We start from the raw sequence: 17,532 nt of genomic DNA on the forward strand, positions 1-17,532 counted from the left end.
GGCTTGTCTATGGCAGGTGATGCAACTTCTCTCGGTCAGGCGATCCAAATGGGCCGCCTCACCGCTTCCGAAGCGATGGAAGCATCCCTGGCGGCGGCCTGCCGATTGGCAGAAACAGGCGCAATCGTCCACGTCGACCCAACGCTCGGACGAACGGCCGCAGAAAATGCGGACGCCCGCCTGCGCCACCTGCCGGGCGGCGGGCGGATTCCACCATTCCTCGGCGTCCCGAGCCTTGCCAAGGATCTGGGCGGCCCCTTTGCCGGCCTTCCGGTTGCGGCCGGATCGAACATGCTCGGGCGCCGTGCCGCCGTCGCGGAAGACAGCGATCTGGCAGAGCGGCTGCGCGGAGCAGGCCTTTGCTTCTTCGGACTGACTACCGTGCCGGAAATGGGCCTGTCGCTCGCAAGCGAACCGGCGGCCGGCCCCATCTGCCGCAACCCCCTCGATGCCGGCCGGACGCCCGGCGGCTCCTCCGGCGGGGCGGCGGCTGCCGTTGCCGCCGGCATAGTGGCGATCGCCCATGCGACGGATGCGGGCGGGTCGATGCGCGTCCCCGCGGCATGTTGCGGTCTCTTCGGCCTCAAGGCGAGCCGGGGTGCGATCGCGGCTGGACCATCCTTCGGCAATCATCTCGGCGGCATTGCCAGTGAACTGGCGCTGTGCCGCTCCGTCCGCGACCTTGCGGTGATCTTCAACGCGGCAGCCGGACGCGCCAGGGGACCGTTTGCCGATCCGTGGTTCGCCCCCTCCCCGCCCGGCCCATTACGTGTCGGTCTTCTTCTCGAGACCGGCGACCAATACCCGACCGAACCGGCGCGCAGCGAGGCTGTCGAAGAGGCCGCGCGCGCACTGGAGGCAGACGGCCACAGCGTCGTTCCGATGTATTGGGATGCATTTGCCGCAAGCGTTGCGACGAGCGGCCGGGCTCTGCGCGACATCATTGCCGTCAACCTTGCCAATTTCGTCGTTTCCGCCGGTCTCGATGCCGGGCGCTCGGAACGGCTGACGCAGGCTTTTATCAACCATGGATCGCAACTCGAGGCGACCGCGCTCTGGGCGACGCTCGGCGACGCCGTCCATGCGAGCCACGCGGTCTGGTCGCTTTTCGACCGGGTAGACTGTATTCTGACGCCCATGCTTGCTTCGGCACCCCTTCCGATCGGATCCTTTCCTTTCGACCACGACGATATCGACCTTCAGATTCGCCGCATGACTGCATTTGCGCCACTCGCCACACTCGCCAATGCGACCGGCTTTCCGGCCCTCACGCTCCCCTTCGGCGCGGATGACGCCGGATTGCCGCTGCCGGTGCAGATCCTGGCGCCCATGGGCGGCGACCGCCTCCTCATCGAGCTTGCGGCACGCCTGGAAAGAGAGGGCCGCTGGCAGCACCGTTTTGCGGTCGCGGGAATTCCGGAATGAGCGAAGCCATTCTCAACATTTGCAGCGTCAGCAAGGGCTTCGGCGACAATCTCGCCAATGACGACATCTCGCTGAGCCTCGGAAAGGGCGAGATCGTCGCCCTCCTCGGCGAAAACGGCGCCGGCAAGACCACGCTGATGAGCATCCTGTTCGGCCATTATGTGCCGGACAGCGGCAAGGTACTGGTCGAGGGACGGGAACTGCCTCCGGGCAAGCCACGCGCGGCGATCCGCGCCGGCATAGGCATGGTGCATCAGCATTTCTCGCTCGCCCCCAACCTGACGGTGCTGGAAAACGTTATGGCCGGGACGGAACGCCTCTGGCATCTCCGATCCGGCACCAGCGCGGCACGGCGGAAGCTGCACCGCATTTGCCAGCGGTTCGGCCTGACGGTGGAGCCGGACGCGCGCGTCGGCGACCTCTCGGTCGGCGAGCAGCAGCGCGTCGAGATCCTGAAAGCGCTCTACAACGATGCACATATCCTGGTGCTCGACGAGCCGACGGCGGTGCTGACGAACCTGGAGGCCGAGCGGCTGTTCTCGACACTGAAGGACATGGCGCGCGAGGGGCTTTCGCTGATCTTCATTTCGCACAAGCTGGACGAGGTCATGGCCGCGGCCGACAGGATCGTCGTGCTGCGCGGCGGCCGCAAGGTGGCCGAGCGTCTTGCGAAAGAGACGAACAAGGCCGAGCTTGCCGAACTGATGGTCGGCCGCAGGGTTGCCAGGCCGGTGCGCGAGCCCTCGACGCCCGGCGAGGTGGTGCTGAAGGTCGCGGATGTGAGCGTCAGCATCGACGGCGTGGAACGGCTGAAGTCCATCGATTTCAGCCTCCGCGCGGGCGAGGTTCTCGGTATTATCGGAGTTTCTGGCAACGGCCAGACAACGCTGGCGCATCTCCTGTCGGGTACGCTCAGGCGCGACAAGGGCGATCTCCTGCTGTTCGGTGAGCCGATCGGCGACCTCACGGTTGATGACGCGGTCCGGGCGGGGATCGGCCGCATTCCGGAAGATCGCAACAAGGAAGGTGCGATCGGCGAAATGGCCATTTGGGAAAACGCCGTTCTCGAGCGCCTGCCGCGATTTTCGCGCTACGGCCTCGTCGATCGGCCGTCCGGCCAGGCATTCGCCGGCCAGATCATAGATGCCTTCGACGTGCGCGGTGGCCGGCCGACGACGCGCACGCGGCTGCTTTCGGGCGGCAACATGCAGAAACTCATCCTCGGACGCAATCTGATCGACCGACCGCGCATCCTGCTCGCGGCGCAGCCAGCGCGGGGGCTCGACGAGGGGGCTGTCGCCGCGGTGCACGAGCGACTGCTCGAAGCGCGGCGCGCGGGAACCGCGGTGCTCCTCATCTCCGAGGACCTGGAAGAAGTCATGGCGCTCGCCGACCGCATTCAGGCCATCGTCAATGGCCGGCTTTCGCCTCCGATCGCCGCCGACAGCGCCACCGCTACGAAACTCGGCCTGATGATGGCCGGCGAATGGAATGAAGAGCACGAGGTTCCGCATGCGTTTTGAGCGACGCGAACATCGTTCGTTCGCACTGGTGATCGCGACACCCGTGCTTGCAATCCTCTGCGCGCTGGCGCTGGCCGGCCTGCTCATCGCTATCGCCGGTGCCCCGGTCATGGAGGCCTATTGGCGCATTCTCGTCGGGGCCTTCGGCTCGCGGCTTTCGGCGACCGAGACCTTAACCCGCGCAAGCCCGCTCATTCTAACCGGCCTTGCCGCAGCGGTCGCTTTCCGCGCGAGGCTCTGGAACATCGGCGCCGAGGGTCAGTTCTATCTCGGAGCGATTGCCGTCGCCGCCGCCAGTTCGCACCTTTTCGGCGGCCTCTCCCCGCCCCTCCAGGTTCCGCTGCTTCTCGTCGCCGGCGCGGCAGCCGGCATCGTCCTGCTGCTCGTGCCGCTTTGGCTGAGGCTGCGCTTTTCGGTCGACGAGGTCGTTACCACGCTTCTCCTTAATTTCGTCGCCGTGCTCTTCGTCTCCATGCTGATCGACGGCCCGCTCAAGGACCCGATGGGCTTCGGGTGGCCGCAGTCTCAACCGGTTGCCGACGCAGCGGTCCTGCCAAAGCTCTTTGCCCGATCCCGCCTCCATGTCGGGCTGATGATCGCGCTCGTACTCGCCGTTGCAGTCCATCTCGTTCAGTCGCGCACGGTGTTCGGCATGCAGTCGCGCGCAGCCGGCCTCAATCCGGCCGGGGCGGTGTTCGCAGGCGTGCCGCTCGGCCGCACCCTGGTGACGGTGGCCTGCATTTCAGGCGGGCTCGCCGGCCTTGCGGGCGCTATCGAAGTCATGGGCGTGCAGGGCTATGTGACGACGGACCTGTCGCCGGGTTACGGCTATTCCGGCATCGTCGTCGCCATGCTCGCCAATCTTCACCCGCTGGGCGTGGTGCTTGCCGCCCTGTTCACGGCCGTCATGTTCGTCGGGGCCGACGGGATGAGTCGCAGCATGGGTATTCCCTCTTACATAGCCGATGTCACAGTCGCCCTGTCGCTGATCAGCATGCTGACCGGTGTCTTCTTCACCCAGTACAGGATTCGCCGATGAACGCCGTCACCGACATTTTCGCTTCCGCAGGCCTCTGGGCGGCCGTCCTGCGCATCGCCACGCCGCTGATCCTCGGCACGCTCGGCGCGCTCCTGTGCGAGCGCTCGGGCGTCCTGAATCTCGGCATCGAAGGCATCATGACCTTCGGCGCGATGATCGGTTGGCTTGCGGTCTATAACGGCGCCGACCTGTGGACGGGCATTCTCGTCGCGGGCCTCTCTGGCGGGATCTTCGGCCTCTTGCATGCGGGCCTGACGGTGACGCTCGGGTTGTCCCAGCACGTGTCCGGTCTCGGGGTGACGCTTTTCGCCTCGAGCTTCAGCTACTACGTCTTCCGTCTGCTGGTACCGGTCGCGGGCACACCGCCGACGATCGAGCCGTTTCAGCCGATCGACGTCCCGGCGCTTTCATCCCTCCCCTTTCTAGGCCCGGCGCTCTTCACACAGACGCCGCCGACCTATGTGGCGATCCTGCTGGCGCTGGTACTCGGCTACGTGCTTTTCCGAACGCCGCTCGGCCTGGCGATCCGCATGACTGGCGAAAATCCGCACGCGGCCGAGGCGCAGGGCATCAACCCGATGGCGATCCGCTTTGGTTCCGTCATCGTCGGGAGCGCGCTGATGGGCATCGGCGGCGCCTTCCTGACGCTCTCCGCCTTCAACAGCTTCTTCCCTACCATGGTGCAGGGGCGGGGCTGGATCTGCATAGCGCTCGTCGTCTTCGCCTCCTGGCGGCCGGGCCGCGCCCTTGTCGGAGCGCTCCTGTTTGCACTGTTCGACGGCTTCCAGCTGCGCCTGCAGACGCGGCTGAGCGGCGTCGTCCCCTATCAGATCTTCCTGATGATCCCCTATCTGCTGTCGATCGCAGCGCTGGCGCTCATGGCCCGTCGCGCCCGCGTTCCGCAGGCGCTGATGCAACCCTACCGGCGCGGCGAGCGCTAAAGAAAACCCGAGGACTGACTCATGTTCGACCTGATCATCCGCAATGCGAACCTGCCGGACGGCCGGCAGGGCTTTGATATCGGCCTTGCCGGCGGCAAGATCGCCGCCATCGAGAAGTCGATAACTGCGAGCCCCGGCGAGGAGATCGACGCGGCCGGCCGCCTGGTCAGCCCGCCCTTCTGCGATCCGCATTTCCACATGGATGCGACGCTTTCGCTCGGTTTGCCGCGCATGAACATCTCCGGCACGCTGCTCGAGGGCATCTCGCTCTGGGGCGAGTTGCGGCCGCTGCTGACGAAGGAAGCCCTCGTCGAGCGAGCGCTTCGTTATTGCGACCTCGCCGTCACCCAGGGCCTTCTCTACATTCGCAGCCACGTGGACACGTCCGATCCGCGCCTCGTGACGGCAGAAGCGCTGCTCGAGGTCAAGGAACAGGTCGCACCCTATATCGAATTGCAGCTCGTCGCCTTTCCGCAGGACGGATATTTCCGCGCGCCCGGCGGCGTCGCCTCCCTCGAGCGTGCGCTTGACATGGGCATCGGCATCGTTGGCGGCATTCCTCATTTCGAGCGAACGATGGAAGACGGCGCCCGCTCCGTCGAGGCGCTGTGCCGGCTCGCCGCCGACCGCGGCCTCCCGGTCGACATGCATTGTGATGAAACCGACGATCCGATGTCGCGCCACATCGAGACGCTGGCGGCCGAGACGGTGCGCTTCGGCCTCAAGGGGCGCGTGGCTGGTTCGCATCTCACCTCGATGCACTCGATGGACAACTACTACGTCTCGAAGCTCATCTCGCTGATGGCCGAGGCGGAGATCAACGTGATCCCCAACCCACTGATCAACATCATGCTGCAGGGCCGCCACGACACCTATCCCAAACGGCGCGGCATGACGCGGGTGCGGGAGCTGATGGCGGCCGACCTCAACGTCTCCTTCGGGCATGACTGCGTCATGGACCCCTGGTACTCAATGGGCTCGGGCGACATGCTGGAGGTCGCCCATATGGCGATCCACGTCGCGCAAATGGCCGGCATCGAGGACAAGTGCAAGATCTTCGACGCGATCACCGTCAATTCGGCAAAGACTATGGAGCTCGAGGGCTACGGCCTCGACATTGGCTGCAAGGCAGATCTCGTCGTGCTGCAGGCGGCGGATGTCACCGAGGCATTGCGGCTGAAGCCGAACCGGCTGTTCGTCATCAAGGCGGGCAAGGTTATCGCCAGAACCGCGCCGCGCGTCGGCGAGCTTTTCCTCTCCGGGCGTCCTGCCTCGATCGACATGGGACGCGACTACGTTCCCCCGGTGTTGCAGCGCTGATCCCAAACCGCTGGAGCGGACCACAGAACTGTTGAGAAAATGAGGTCCGGTGACGCGAAGTTCCATATAGTCGTGACAATGGGAGACCAGTCAGATGCGCATCAATGAAGACCTGACGAAACAGGTAATCGTCCATTCGGCTAAACTCGACTGGGTTCCGAGCCCCGCCGCAGGGGTGGATCGCCGCATGCTCTACCGTGTCGGCGGCGAAGTTGCGCGCGCAACTTCGATCGTACGCTATGCGCCGGGCAGCGCCTTCCCACGCCACGTCCATAGCGGCGGCGAGGAGATCCTCGTGCTCGAGGGGACGTTTGAGGACGAGCACGGCGACTATCCTGCGGGCAGCTATTTTCGCAATCCGCCCGGCACCTCGCATGTACCTGCCTCGAAGAATGGGTGCACGATTTTTGTGCGGCTCTGGCAATATCGTGAGGGCGACGGCACGCAAATCGTTCGCCACCCTGGAGAGGGTGAACCAGCGCCGTTGCGTGAGGGGGTCGAGGCAGCGCGGGTTCTGTTTGACGACGGGAAAGAGCGCGTGTCGGTAGAAAACTGGCTGCCGGGTTCAGCCGTGAGCGTCGAGAATCGCCGTGGGCTCGAGTTCTTCGTCCTCTCCGGCGGCCTCGCAGTCGGGGGCGAGCAACTGGAGCCGCAGAGTTGGGGCAGGTTGCCCGCAGGAGAGGCGCTCGAAGCGATCACCGGACCCAAAGGCGCTGAGATCTGGATCAAGGATGCACCGCTGCAGCATCCCGACGTACTGCAGCTACCCTGAACGCTAGGCGGGGCCGGACGGAAAAGCGCTGCACGGTTTCCCTCTTAGCGCGTCTGATAAGACGCGCGGCGCTGTAGAGCGCGGGCCGCCGTTGCTGTTCGTCGAGCACCCGCAGTGTTCCATCAAGATTTTTGGTGAAACCGATAAGCAAAGTGCAATTGGTTGAGCGAAGTCTGCATGTTATGGGCAGCTATGACCGTGAATGTTTCGCCAACCGTCATGTTCCTGCTGATCTCATTCGGCACCGTCCTCGGAATCGCGGGGACTGACTTGGTGCTGCCTGCAATTCCGGCCACGCCCACCGCACTCGGCGGGACTGCGGCATTGGCGCAGATGGTCCTCGCAGCCTATGCCGGTGGCACGCTCATGGGATTGCTTACCTTCGGCGAACTCGGGGCGAGGTACTCTCGCCGCAAGCTGTTGGTCTGGTCGCTGGGCCTGTTTGCCGTCACGTCTCTTCTGTCTGCCTACGCGCCGACATTGGAATGGCTCGTCATCTTGCGTTTCGCGCAAGGCGCGTTCGGCTCGGGCCCGGCGGTTTTCGCGCCGGGCTTTATTCACGGGCTTTACCCTGGGGACAAAGCGCCTTCCATGTTCGGCAGGCTGGGCTCCATCGAGTCCTTGACGCCGGCTCTTGCCCCCATCGCCGGAGCCTATCTTATGACGTTGGGCGGCTGGCAGACTTCTTTCCTCATGCTGGCCGGACTTGCAATTCTCTGCGCCGTCGGCAGCTGGGCTTACCGTCAATCACTTCCAGACCGGCTCGAGGCTCTTGAGGTCCATCAAAGCTATATGTCGATCATCCGCAATGGCGATTTTCTTCGGCACGGCTTAAGCCAGGCGCTTTCCCTCGGCAGTATTCTCATCTTTGTATTCGGCGCCCCCGCAGTGATGACAGGGGCATTGGGCATGACCATCGGAGACTTCATTCTCCTTCAAGTTTTCGGCATTGCCCTCTTTATTCTTGCGTCGAACGCGTCCAATGGACTTGCCCGAAGATTTGGTACCGAACGCATGATCATGATTGGTACAGGAGGTCTGGTTCTCGGCTTCTTCCTGATTCTTCTCTACACATCCCTTGGCGGACGCAGTTTGTCCGTGCTCGTGCCCCTGTGGATGACCGCCAACGGCGCGTTCGGCATCCGGGGACCAATCGGTTTCCACCAGGCAATCCTTGCCTCAAGAGGCGATCATTCACGCGGCGCCGCATTGGTCGTTGCCGCTATACTTGGGATCACTGCCGGAGGTACGGCCGCCGCGGCGCCTTTCATCAACATAGGCTGGTGGCCGCTAGCCTTGGCGAGTAGCCTCGCTGCGCTACTGGCTTTGCTGTGTCTTACGCTGATCGGCAGCACGGCGGAGGAAGCTGAAGACTGTTAGAGCGCTTCACGACCATCCGGGGGAGGCCAGGACATGGCTCAAGCCACGTCCTGGCCTCGCCGATCACACCAGATCGAAGCGGTCGGCGTTCATGACCTTGGTCCAGGCCGCAACGAAGTCCTTCACGAACTTCTCCCTGGCATCGGACTGCGCGTACACCTCCGCAAAGGCGCGCAGCTGCGAATGCGAGCCGAAGATCAGGTCGACTCGGGTGCCGGTCCACCTGGCAGCGCCCGTCTTGCGGTCGCGGCCTTCGTATACGCCTTCTTCGCCTTCGATAGGTGACCACTGCGTGCCCATATCGAGCAGGTTGGCGAAGAAGTCGTTCGTCAGCGCCTCAGGGCGGGACGTGAACACGCCATGCTTGGGCTCGCCCGCCTTCAGCACGCGCAGGCCGCCGACGAGAACGGTCATTTCCGGTGCGGTCAGCGTCAGCAGCTGAGCCCTATCCACCAAAGCCTCTTCCGGCTTCATGAATTGCTGACGGGTGGTGCTCACATAGTTGCGGAAACCGTCGGCACGAGGTTCCAGCGCCGCGAAAGATGCGGCGTCGGTCTGTGCCTCCGTGGCATCCATGCGACCCGGTGTGAACGGCACGGAAATGTCGTGGCCGCCGGCCTTGGCCGCCTTCTCGACAGCGGCGCCACCTGCAAGCACGATAAGGTCGGCAAGCGAGATCTTCTTGCCGCCGGTCTGGGCGGCGTTGAAGTCCCTCTGGATGCCTTCAAGCACAGAGAGAACCCTGGCGAGCTGAGTCGGCTGGTTGACCTCCCAGTCTTTCTGCGGCGCCAGACGGATGCGCGCACCATTGGCGCCGCCGCGCTTGTCGGAGCCGCGGAAGGTCGAGGCGGAAGCCCAAGCGGTCGAGACAAGTTCCTGCACCGACAGGCCGGAAGCGAGGATCTTCGCCTTGAGGCCGGCGATGTCCGTCTCGTCGACCAGCCTGTGGTCGACAGCCGGGATCACGTCTTGCCAGATCAGGTCCTCGGCCGGGACTTCAGGGCCGAGATAGCGAACCTTCGGCCCCATGTCGCGGTGGGTCAGCTTGAACCAGGCGCGGGCGAAGGCGTCGGCGAACTGATCCGGATTTTCGAGGAAGCGGCGCGAAATCTTCTCGTAAGCGGGATCGAAGCGCAGCGACAGATCCGTGGTCAGCATGGTCGGAACATGCTTCCTGGAGGCATCATAGGCATCCGGGATGGTGGCCTCGGCGTTCTTCGCCTTCCATTGATGCGCGCCGGCGGGGCTCTTGGTCAGTTCCCACTCGTGGTTGAACAGGTTTTCGAAGAAGTGGTTGCTCCAACGGGTCGGCGTCTGCGACCAGGTCACTTCCGGCCCGCCCGTGATTGCATCCTTGCCGACGCCCGTGCCGAAGGTGCTCTTCCAGCCAAGACCCTGATCTTCGATCGCGCCGCCTTCCGGGTCTGCACCGATGAACGAGGGATCGCCGGCGCCATGCGTCTTGCCGAAAGTGTGGCCGCCGGCGATCAGCGCCACCGTCTCTTCGTCGTTCATAGCCATGCGCGCGAAGGTCTCGCGGATATCGTGGGCAGCGGCAACCGGGTCGGGATTGCCGTTCGGGCCTTCCGGGTTAACATAGATGAGGCCCATCTGCACGGCGGCAAGCGGCTCGCTGAGTTGCCGTTCGCCGCTGTAGCGCTCGTCGCCCAGCCAGGTGCCTTCCGGTCCCCAGAACAGTTCCTCGGGTTCCCATACGTCCACCCGGCCCCCGGCAAAACCGAAGGTCTTGAAGCCCATGGATTCGAGCGCGACATTGCCGGTCAGAATCAATAGATCCGCCCAGGAAATCCGGTTGCCGTATTTCTGTTTGATCGGCCACAGCAAACGTCGGGCCTTGTCGAGATTGGCGTTGTCCGGCCAGCTGTTGAGCGGCGCGAAACGCTGCTGACCCTGGCCGGCGCCGCCACGGCCGTCCGTAATGCGGTAGGTGCCAGCGCTGTGCCAGGCCATGCGGATAAAGAGCCCGCCATAGTGGCCGAAGTCGGCCGGCCACCAGTCCTGCGAATCCGTCATCAGTGCATGCAGATCCCGCTTCAGCGCATCGAGGTCGAGCTTCTTGAACTCCTCGGCGTAGTTGAACGTATTGCCCAACGGATCGGAAAGACCGGAATGCCGGTGCAGAACCTGGACGTCCAACTGATCCGGCCACCAGTCGCGGTTCGATCTGCCTCTCGGTGCCGTATGTGCGACGGGACACTTGCCCGCACTATCGCTCTTCTGATCCATGATAATCTCCTCTTCCTCGATTGGGCGCGTCCAAAGCAGCCTGTCCGCTAAGTCGATTGAGCTGCATCAATTGGGTCGGCGCATGCTCCCCATGATTTGGCGCAATTTTACCCTATTGGTCAAACAGCTTGTTCCCTGATCAGGTCGATGAAGGCGCGCAATTTGGCGGGCATGCGGCGGCGTTGCGAAAAATAAAGACTGAGCCCGGGATAGGCGGGGCACCACTCTTCCAGCACCGGAATAAGGTGCCCTGCAGCCATATGCGCAGCGAGCGAATATTCGCCGATATAAGCGAGTCCAGCGCCCGAAAGGGCGGCCGCCAGGATAAGGTCCGTCGCGTCGAGCGTCAGATTGCCGGGAACGTCAATCACGTGGGCTTCACCCCGCCGCTCGAACTCCCACCGATACAATCTGCCGTTCGCCATGCGCATCTGGATACAGCGATGCTGCACCAGATCGAGCGGGACGATTGGCTTGGAACGCCCCTTGAAATATTCAGGCGATCCGACAACCAGGGAACGGAGGGTCGGGGTGATCGGAATGGCCACCATATCGGGCGAAATCATTTCGGCAAGTCGTACCCCGGCATCGAAGCCCTTACCAATTACATCGACAAGCGCATCCTCCGTCACGACCTCAAGCTCGACCTCCGGATAGCGGCGGCCGTATTCGAGTAGCAGCGGCTCCAGCAGCATGCGTGCCGCTCCCGGCGCCATATTGAGCCGAAGCCTTCCCGAGGGCCTACTCGAATGCTCGCCGATATGCTCGATCGCATTATCGATTGTTTGCAAAGCCGGTGCGATCTCAGAGAGGAATTGTTCTCCCGCAGCAGAGAGCACGACGCTGCGCGTGGTGCGGTTGAAGAGCCTGACCGCCAAGCGCTCTTCTAGCGCTATTATTGCATGGCTCAATGCCGATGATGACATGCCGAGCTGGCGGGCGGCAGCGCGAAAGCCGCCATGCCGGGCAACCGCGGCAACCGCTTCCAATTCGCTCAAGCTTGCCCTCATTGCGCGATGTAGCTCATCAGCGTGTCCGATTTTGTCCGACTAGCCGCAACAGATAATGCATTCCATCTTTGTGGTGAAGCCATAACGGGAGAGAGTCGATGCGTATAATCGACAGAGTCTACATCGACGGCAGCTTCGTCGAACCGCACGGCGAGCAATGGGCTCCGCTCTTCAATCCGGCGACCGAGGAACAGATTGGAAAGGTGCGCCTAGCGGATGAGGAAGACGCAAACCGCGCCGTTGCAGCGGCCAGGCGTGCATTTCCCGCATTCTCCAATACGTCGAAGGAAGAGCGGATCACCATGCTGAAGCGCTTGCATGCGGCCGTCTCTGAGCGCGCGGGCGATCTCGTAGAGGCCATGCGGGTGGAATACGCAGCGCCGCCGAGTTTCATCGACTTTGCAGCGCGGCGAGCCGGAAACGTGTTCCTCGATATGGCGGAAATATTGGAGAGCTACGATTTCCGGCGACGCATCGGCCGTGCCGACGTGGAGATGCGTCCTTCGGGGGTGGCGGTGGCGATCACACCATGGAATAGCAATTATAGCTTCATCTGCGGAAAGCTGTCGACAGCGATCGCGTCGGGCAGCACGATGGTCATCAAACCTTCCGAGATGAGCGCCATCCAAACGCAGGTCATCACGGAATGCCTGCATGAAGCGGATCTCTCAAAGGGGGTGTTCAACATCGTCACTGGCTACGGCAATGTCGTGGGTGCAGCGCTCACCGCAAACCGGGATGTTTCAAAGATCACATTCACGGGCTCTACCGTCACGGGCCGCGCCATCGCCCAGATGGCGGCGACGACAATGAAGCGGGTCACCATGGAGCTTGGCGGCAAGAGTCCCAGCATCATCCTGGACGATGCCGATCTCCAAGTTGCGGTTCCTCAGGTTCTGGCTGCCGGCTTCCTCAATAGCGGACAGGCCTGCATTGCCGGGAGCCGCATCCTTGTTCCTGAATATCGTCGCGACGAGATCGAGGCACGCCTGAAAGAGGAGGTAAAGGTGTTCACGCTCGGTGATCCCGGTGATAGCGAGGTGCGGATCGGGCCGATGGTGAGCCAGAAGCAATGGGACCGCGTGCAAGGCTACCTGCGTCTCGGACAGGAAGAGGGTGCAACTCTCCTGATCGGAGGCGAAGGGCGTCCCGAAGGCCTCGAACGAGGTTGGTTCGTTCGTCCAACTATCTTCTCCGGCGTCCGCAACGACATGCGCATCGCCCGCGAGGAGATCTTCGGCCCGGTGCTCTGCGTCCTTTCTTATCGCGACGAGGAAGAAGCGATCGCGATCGCCAACGATACCGACTACGGCCTGCAGGCCAATGTCTTCTCTTCCGACCTCGAACGGGCAAAGCGCGCTGCTGATCGCATCGAGGCAGGTCGCGTAATCATCAATGGCGCACCGCACGAGCCGCTTGCACCCTTTGGGGGCTTCAAGCAATCCGGCTTCGGCCGCGAGTTCGGCGTCTTCGGCCTGGAAGCCTTCCTCGAGCCCCGTGCGGTAATCTCCTGAGGAATAACCGGCAGTCCATTCTTGACAGATCGTTCCATTATTCTTAAATAGGCTTTATGGCGCGGATCAAGGAATTTGACAGGGACGAGGCATTGGACGCTGCGATCGGTGTGTTTCGCGAGCATGGTTTTGAGGGCACCTCGACGGAGATGCTGGTACGGGCGATGAAAATTGGCCGCCAGAGCCTGTACGACACCTTCGGTGACAAGTGGAAGCTCTACTGCCTCGCGGTGGAACGCTATTCGGCGAGTGAGACGAGTGCTCATATCGCCTTGCTGCGCGGCAAACCGCGTGCACTGGAGGGTATCCGCTTGGTGATGGAGCGCGTTGTGGACAATGCAAGCCAAGCTTGTCTCGGCGTGAACTCGATCTGCGAGTTCGGTCAAAGCCGGCCGGACCTGGCGGCACTGCATCACGCCGCCGATCGTCGGCTCAAGAACGTCGTCGTTGAACGCATCAGAGAAGCTCAGGCTGCAGGTGACTTAGCCGTTTCATTGCCCGCTGAGGCGGTGGCCGATTTCCTCGTTGCCAATATCGCCGGTATCAGGATAGCCGCACGTGGTGGAGCCGGTCGGGAACATCTGCAGTCCCTCAGCCGGTTGGCGCTTCGCGCAGTCACCTAGCAGGCAAAAAACCGTGCCCCTTTCTGGAATGAGTAGTCAAAAAAGGATATATGCATTGAAAGCCGTTGTGATGAAAGACGTTGGTGGTACCGACGTGATGGAGTTCGTCGATCGCCCTGAGCCCGTCGCAAGGCCGGGACATGTCGTGGTCGAGGTCGCCGTGGCCGGCGTGAACTTCATGGATATCGGCGTGCGCCAAGGTATGGCCTGGACCGACATCCCTAACCCGAAGGTTCTGGGTGTCGAAGGCGCTGGTCGAGTGCTCGCCGTCGGCGACGGAGCGGGCGAGTTTGCAATCGGCGATCGCGTCGCCTGGGTCTATGCTCCCGGAAGTTATGCTCAGCGCCAGTCGATACCGGCAGCCTCCCTCGTGAAAATTCCCGATACCCTGGACGACCGAACGGCCGCATCCATTATGATGCAGGGGCTCACAGCCAGTCACTTCGCGACGGATTTTTATCCAGTGCAGCCGGGCGACATCGCCCTTGTTCATGCGGCGGCCGGCGGGGTCGGCCTGCTGCTGACACAGATTTTAAGGCTAAGGGGTGGCCGAGTAATCGGACGCGTATCGTCCGAAGACAAAGTCGCGATCGCCAGAAAGGCTGGCGCCGAGCACGTCATCGTCGATACCGACGGAAGGTTTGCCGACGAAGTCCTGCGCTTGACTGGCGGCGAGGGCGTGAACGTCGTTTACGATGGCTCCGGTCCCAAGACCTTCAAGGGGTCGATCGAAGCGCTTCGCCGGTCCGGTACCTTCTGCTGGTACGGACCAGTGCTCGGCGGGCCTGGACCGCTCGAGATCATGAACCTGCCGAAGAGCATCAAGATCGGCTACGCAACGTTCATGGACCACATCCACACGCACGAACTCCTTCTCGATCGCACCAAGCAGCTTTTCGACTGGATCGAGGACGGATCGATCACGGTGACGATCGGCGAAACCTATCGCCTTGCCGACGCCGCCGGCGCCCATGCCGCGATGGCAAGCCGTGCAACCACCGGAAAACTGCTTTTGATCCCGTAAGGAGCAACGCATGAACTATATCTCGGAGCGCCAACCGACACGGGCATGACCGCAGCCATGGTCGTTTAACGTGATGGAATGCCTCTGAAGAGGGTCGGTTAGCCGGTGGAATTGCCGCACTCGGCCGCGGGGTTCATGGCCGGCGCCAGCCCCATCACAGACGAGGCGCTGTGCTTTGAGTGTGCCCTGAATTGGGTGCCCATCGATTATCTCGATCGGCATCAGCCCCAGGAGGTCGAAAGCTCCAGACGCGTGCCTATCCCGATGTTTGCAAGGAATGTCTCGTCGTGGCTGACGACGACGAGTGCGCCGTCATAGGCGAGCAGCCCAGCTTCGACCGCCTCGATGGAGTCGATATCCAGATGGTTGGTCGGCTCGTCGAGAATGAGCAGCGATGGGGGATCGGAACCGCCGAGTGCGCAGGCAAGGCCGGCGCGCAGCACCTGCCCGCCGCTCAACGTCTCCACCCTTTGCAAGGCCGCATCCGCGCGGAAGCGAAAGCTGGCCAAGGCCGCCCGGCAGGCGTTGTCGCTGGCACCGGGATTGAGCCGCTTGAAATTATCGAGGATCGTCTCGCCGCGCTCCAGAATACTGACGCTCTGGTCCAGCAGAGAGAAGGGAACATTTACGGAAACGGTTCCGTTAAAGGGTCGCAATTCTCCGGTGACTACCTTCAGAAGACTCGTTTTGCCCGCCCCGTTGGGGCCGGTGACCGAAAGGCGCCGCGGGCCGACAAGCGAGAAGGATAGATCCCGAATGACCGGACGGGCGGGATCGTAGCCCGCCGTAACGCGGTCAAACGCGAGGACTTGCCGGCCGGCGGGAAGATCGGTTCGCGGAAGACGGATAGAGAACGGCTGCAGCACCTCGATCCGCGCTTTGGCCGCTGTGACGGCGTCGAGCGCGGCTGCGCGCTGTCGCTCGGCGAGTTCCACACCCTTGCCCCGGCTTTCTTCCGCATTGCTCTTGCGCCGGCCCATTAGAATCCGCGGCATGTCGCCCTTTGCCGCTTTTCGGGTACCAGACGCGCCACGCTTGTCCAGCCGCTCTGCCAAGGCACGTGCCTTGCGGTCGATTTCGTCGGCGGTCTTCTGTGCATGTGCGAGGCTTTGTTGCGCCGCTTCCAGCTCAACCGCCCTCGCCGCCTGATAGGAACTCCAGCCCCGGCCGTAGCGCTTTGTCCCGACCGAGCTCAGTTCGATAATCGCGTCCATTTCTTCGAGCAGTTCACGATCGTGGCTAACGACAATTGCCCCGCTGCGCCAGCCGGAAAGAAGGTCGATAACCGCCCGTCTGCCGTCACGATCCAGATTGTTGGTCGGCTCGTCGAGAAGGAGGAAGTCCGGCTCGGAGAATATTGCCGCCGCGAGCACCGCCCGCGTGCGCTGGCCCCCGGAGAGCTGCTTCAGGAGCGTATCCGCCCGCGCCTCCAGTCCAAGCCGGACAAGGGCGGAAACTATCCGCTCTTCCACTGTCCAATCCGCAGTTTCGAGTTCTTCAAGACTCGCTTCGCCTTTTTCGGCGCGCCGTAACACCGCAACCGCCTGCGTCACACCGAACACATCGGCGATGGTTTCATCGGCGCCGGCCCGAAGTATCTGCCTCGCCAGCGCGACACGTCCCTGGATGGCAACCGTGCCGGAGGAAGGCCTTAATGTACCGGCAAGAATGTTGAGCACGCTCGTTTTTCCTATGCCGTTTCTTCCAACCAGCCCCGTCCGCTCCGGACCAAACGCCAGGTCGAGATCGGTAAAAACATGCCCCCCGTCGGGTTTCGACCAGGAGAGAGCGGAGAGAGTGATGGAGGGCATGGCGAACCTGTTGCAATGTTAATAACAGCACGGTATCGTGCTGTTATCAGCAATCAGCGGTGCGGGCAATGGCGTTGTCCATCCCGCCCATCGGCCGGCGTCGGACATCCATGATTAGAGTTCGCACACGTGGCGGCGGACGTCCCACTCGGGAAGAGGCCGAGGCTCTGACCCGTCGTCTTCTGGATAGCGCCCGCTCGACCTTTGCCCGCAAGGGGATTGCGAACGCCTCCATGGAAGAGATTGCCGCGGAGCTCGGAATCTCGAAACACACGCTTTATCGGCGATATCCCAACAGGCAGGCGCTTCTGGAAGCCGTGGTCGAACGTGACCTCGTGCGCTTCCGCAAGACGCTTGCCGAAGCAGCGGGACAAGGTGATGCACCTCTCGCAGCGTTGCGCGATGTGGCTTTCAGGTATTTCCGCTTCGGCACGGACCGTGATTATTCCGCTTTCTATCTGTCGGTTACCGCCGAGGCCGTGTTTTCGCTGCCATTGCGGGAAAGGTTGGCGGTATGGTCGAGTGCTGCACTGGAACCCATTGTGCAGGCGATCATATCGGCTCAGGCCGCCGGCCTGGTCGTGCCGGGACCTGCCATAGAGATTTGCCACGTCCTCATCGATTTGCTGGAAGGCGCAAATAACCGTGTCCGTCTCGGCCTGTCCGAAAGTCCGGACGCCGCCGACAGTCTTCGCCTGTTCGAAAGCCGCTGGGCCATCTTCCAGACTGCAATGAGGCCCGGATCCAATCGACCGCTGGACGTGTGAAGGATCCGCTGGTCTCGCAGCCGATCCCTCATCGAATTGGCGGCCTTCCCCTGCCTTAAAGTGGCAGCACAGACGCCGCGAGGAGGCCGGCCAGCGCCGATGGTTCCGCGGAAAATATGTCATAGACGCAAGGCGC

General features: G+C 62.7%; 14 protein-coding genes. 11 read left to right on the top strand and 3 right to left on the bottom strand.

The features are described from left to right. Positions 1-9: 9 nt before the first annotated feature. From PZL22_RS28080 to PZL22_RS28110, 7 genes are all read left to right on the top strand, one after another. The gene (locus PZL22_RS28080; RefSeq protein ID WP_127700934.1) at positions 10-1,425 is read left to right on the top strand and encodes an amidase; all 1,416 of its coding nucleotides are present in this window, start codon (positions 10-12) and stop codon (positions 1,423-1,425) included. Next, positions 1,422-2,948, top strand: coding sequence for an ABC transporter ATP-binding protein (locus tag PZL22_RS28085; RefSeq protein WP_127657839.1), 1,527 nt, complete (start codon positions 1,422-1,424; stop codon positions 2,946-2,948). Before PZL22_RS28080 ends, PZL22_RS28085 begins: the two co-directional genes overlap by 4 nt. Continuing rightward, positions 2,938-3,987 carry an ABC transporter permease gene (locus PZL22_RS28090; protein ID WP_127628874.1) on the top strand — a complete coding sequence of 350 codons (1,050 nt, stop codon included), beginning with the start codon at positions 2,938-2,940 and terminating at the stop codon, positions 3,985-3,987. Before PZL22_RS28085 ends, PZL22_RS28090 begins: the two co-directional genes overlap by 11 nt. Continuing rightward, positions 3,984-4,928 carry an ABC transporter permease gene (locus PZL22_RS28095; protein WP_010968225.1) on the top strand — a complete coding sequence of 315 codons (945 nt, stop codon included), beginning with the start codon at positions 3,984-3,986 and terminating at the stop codon, positions 4,926-4,928. Before PZL22_RS28090 ends, PZL22_RS28095 begins: the two co-directional genes overlap by 4 nt. 21 nt (positions 4,929-4,949) lie before the next feature. Further along, positions 4,950-6,248 (top strand): amidohydrolase family protein, encoded by a 1,299-nt coding sequence (locus PZL22_RS28100; RefSeq protein ID WP_127701275.1) that lies wholly within the window; start codon positions 4,950-4,952, stop codon positions 6,246-6,248. A 94-nt stretch (positions 6,249-6,342) separates the two neighbouring features. Then, the gene (locus PZL22_RS28105; RefSeq protein ID WP_284718722.1) at positions 6,343-7,020 is read left to right on the top strand and encodes a cupin domain-containing protein; all 678 of its coding nucleotides are present in this window, start codon (positions 6,343-6,345) and stop codon (positions 7,018-7,020) included. Between the two features lie 177 nt (positions 7,021-7,197). Next, positions 7,198-8,400 carry a multidrug effflux MFS transporter gene (locus tag PZL22_RS28110; RefSeq protein ID WP_164843068.1) on the top strand — a complete coding sequence of 401 codons (1,203 nt, stop codon included), beginning with the start codon at positions 7,198-7,200 and terminating at the stop codon, positions 8,398-8,400. A gap of 63 nt (positions 8,401-8,463) precedes the next feature. Here the strand turns inward: PZL22_RS28110 and katG are convergent, their stop codons facing one another. Together katG and PZL22_RS28120 are read right to left on the bottom strand one after the other, a co-directional pair. Further along, entirely contained in the window at positions 8,464-10,647 is a 2,184-nt protein-coding gene (katG, locus tag PZL22_RS28115) for a catalase/peroxidase HPI (RefSeq protein ID WP_013845176.1), read from the bottom strand. Between the two features lie 119 nt (positions 10,648-10,766). Beyond that, positions 10,767-11,657, bottom strand: coding sequence for a LysR substrate-binding domain-containing protein (locus tag PZL22_RS28120; protein ID WP_127641189.1), 891 nt, complete (start codon positions 11,655-11,657; stop codon positions 10,767-10,769). Between the two features lie 98 nt (positions 11,658-11,755). On the opposite strand from PZL22_RS28120, the gene PZL22_RS28125 reads away from it, so the two are divergent. The 3 genes from PZL22_RS28125 to PZL22_RS28135 are packed head-to-tail and all read left to right on the top strand — an operon-like array spanning position 11,756 to position 14,818. Continuing rightward, a complete protein-coding gene (locus PZL22_RS28125) occupies positions 11,756-13,171 on the top strand; it encodes an aldehyde dehydrogenase family protein (protein ID WP_127641188.1) in 1,416 nt (471 codons plus the stop codon). A gap of 56 nt (positions 13,172-13,227) precedes the next feature. Next, positions 13,228-13,794, top strand: a complete 567-nt coding sequence (locus PZL22_RS28130; RefSeq protein WP_013845173.1) for a TetR/AcrR family transcriptional regulator — start codon at positions 13,228-13,230, stop codon at positions 13,792-13,794. Between the two features lie 55 nt (positions 13,795-13,849). Next, positions 13,850-14,818 carry a quinone oxidoreductase family protein gene (locus PZL22_RS28135; protein ID WP_127701280.1) on the top strand — a complete coding sequence of 323 codons (969 nt, stop codon included), beginning with the start codon at positions 13,850-13,852 and terminating at the stop codon, positions 14,816-14,818. Positions 14,819-15,039: 221 nt separating this feature from the next. Here PZL22_RS28135 and PZL22_RS28140 read toward each other — a convergent pair whose 3' ends face one another. Next, positions 15,040-16,629: an ABC-F family ATP-binding cassette domain-containing protein gene (locus PZL22_RS28140; protein ID WP_284718723.1), complete on the bottom strand. Its 1,590-nt coding sequence runs from the start codon at positions 16,627-16,629 to the stop codon at positions 15,040-15,042. A gap of 110 nt (positions 16,630-16,739) precedes the next feature. On the opposite strand from PZL22_RS28140, the gene PZL22_RS28145 reads away from it, so the two are divergent. Beyond that, positions 16,740-17,396 (top strand): TetR/AcrR family transcriptional regulator, encoded by a 657-nt coding sequence (locus tag PZL22_RS28145; protein WP_164843069.1) that lies wholly within the window; start codon positions 16,740-16,742, stop codon positions 17,394-17,396. The last annotated feature ends 136 nt before the right edge of the window (positions 17,397-17,532 follow it).

Origin of the sequence: Ensifer meliloti (assembly GCF_030064585.1) — a bacterium.
Taxonomy (GTDB): Bacteria; Pseudomonadota; Alphaproteobacteria; order Rhizobiales; family Rhizobiaceae; genus Sinorhizobium; species Sinorhizobium meliloti.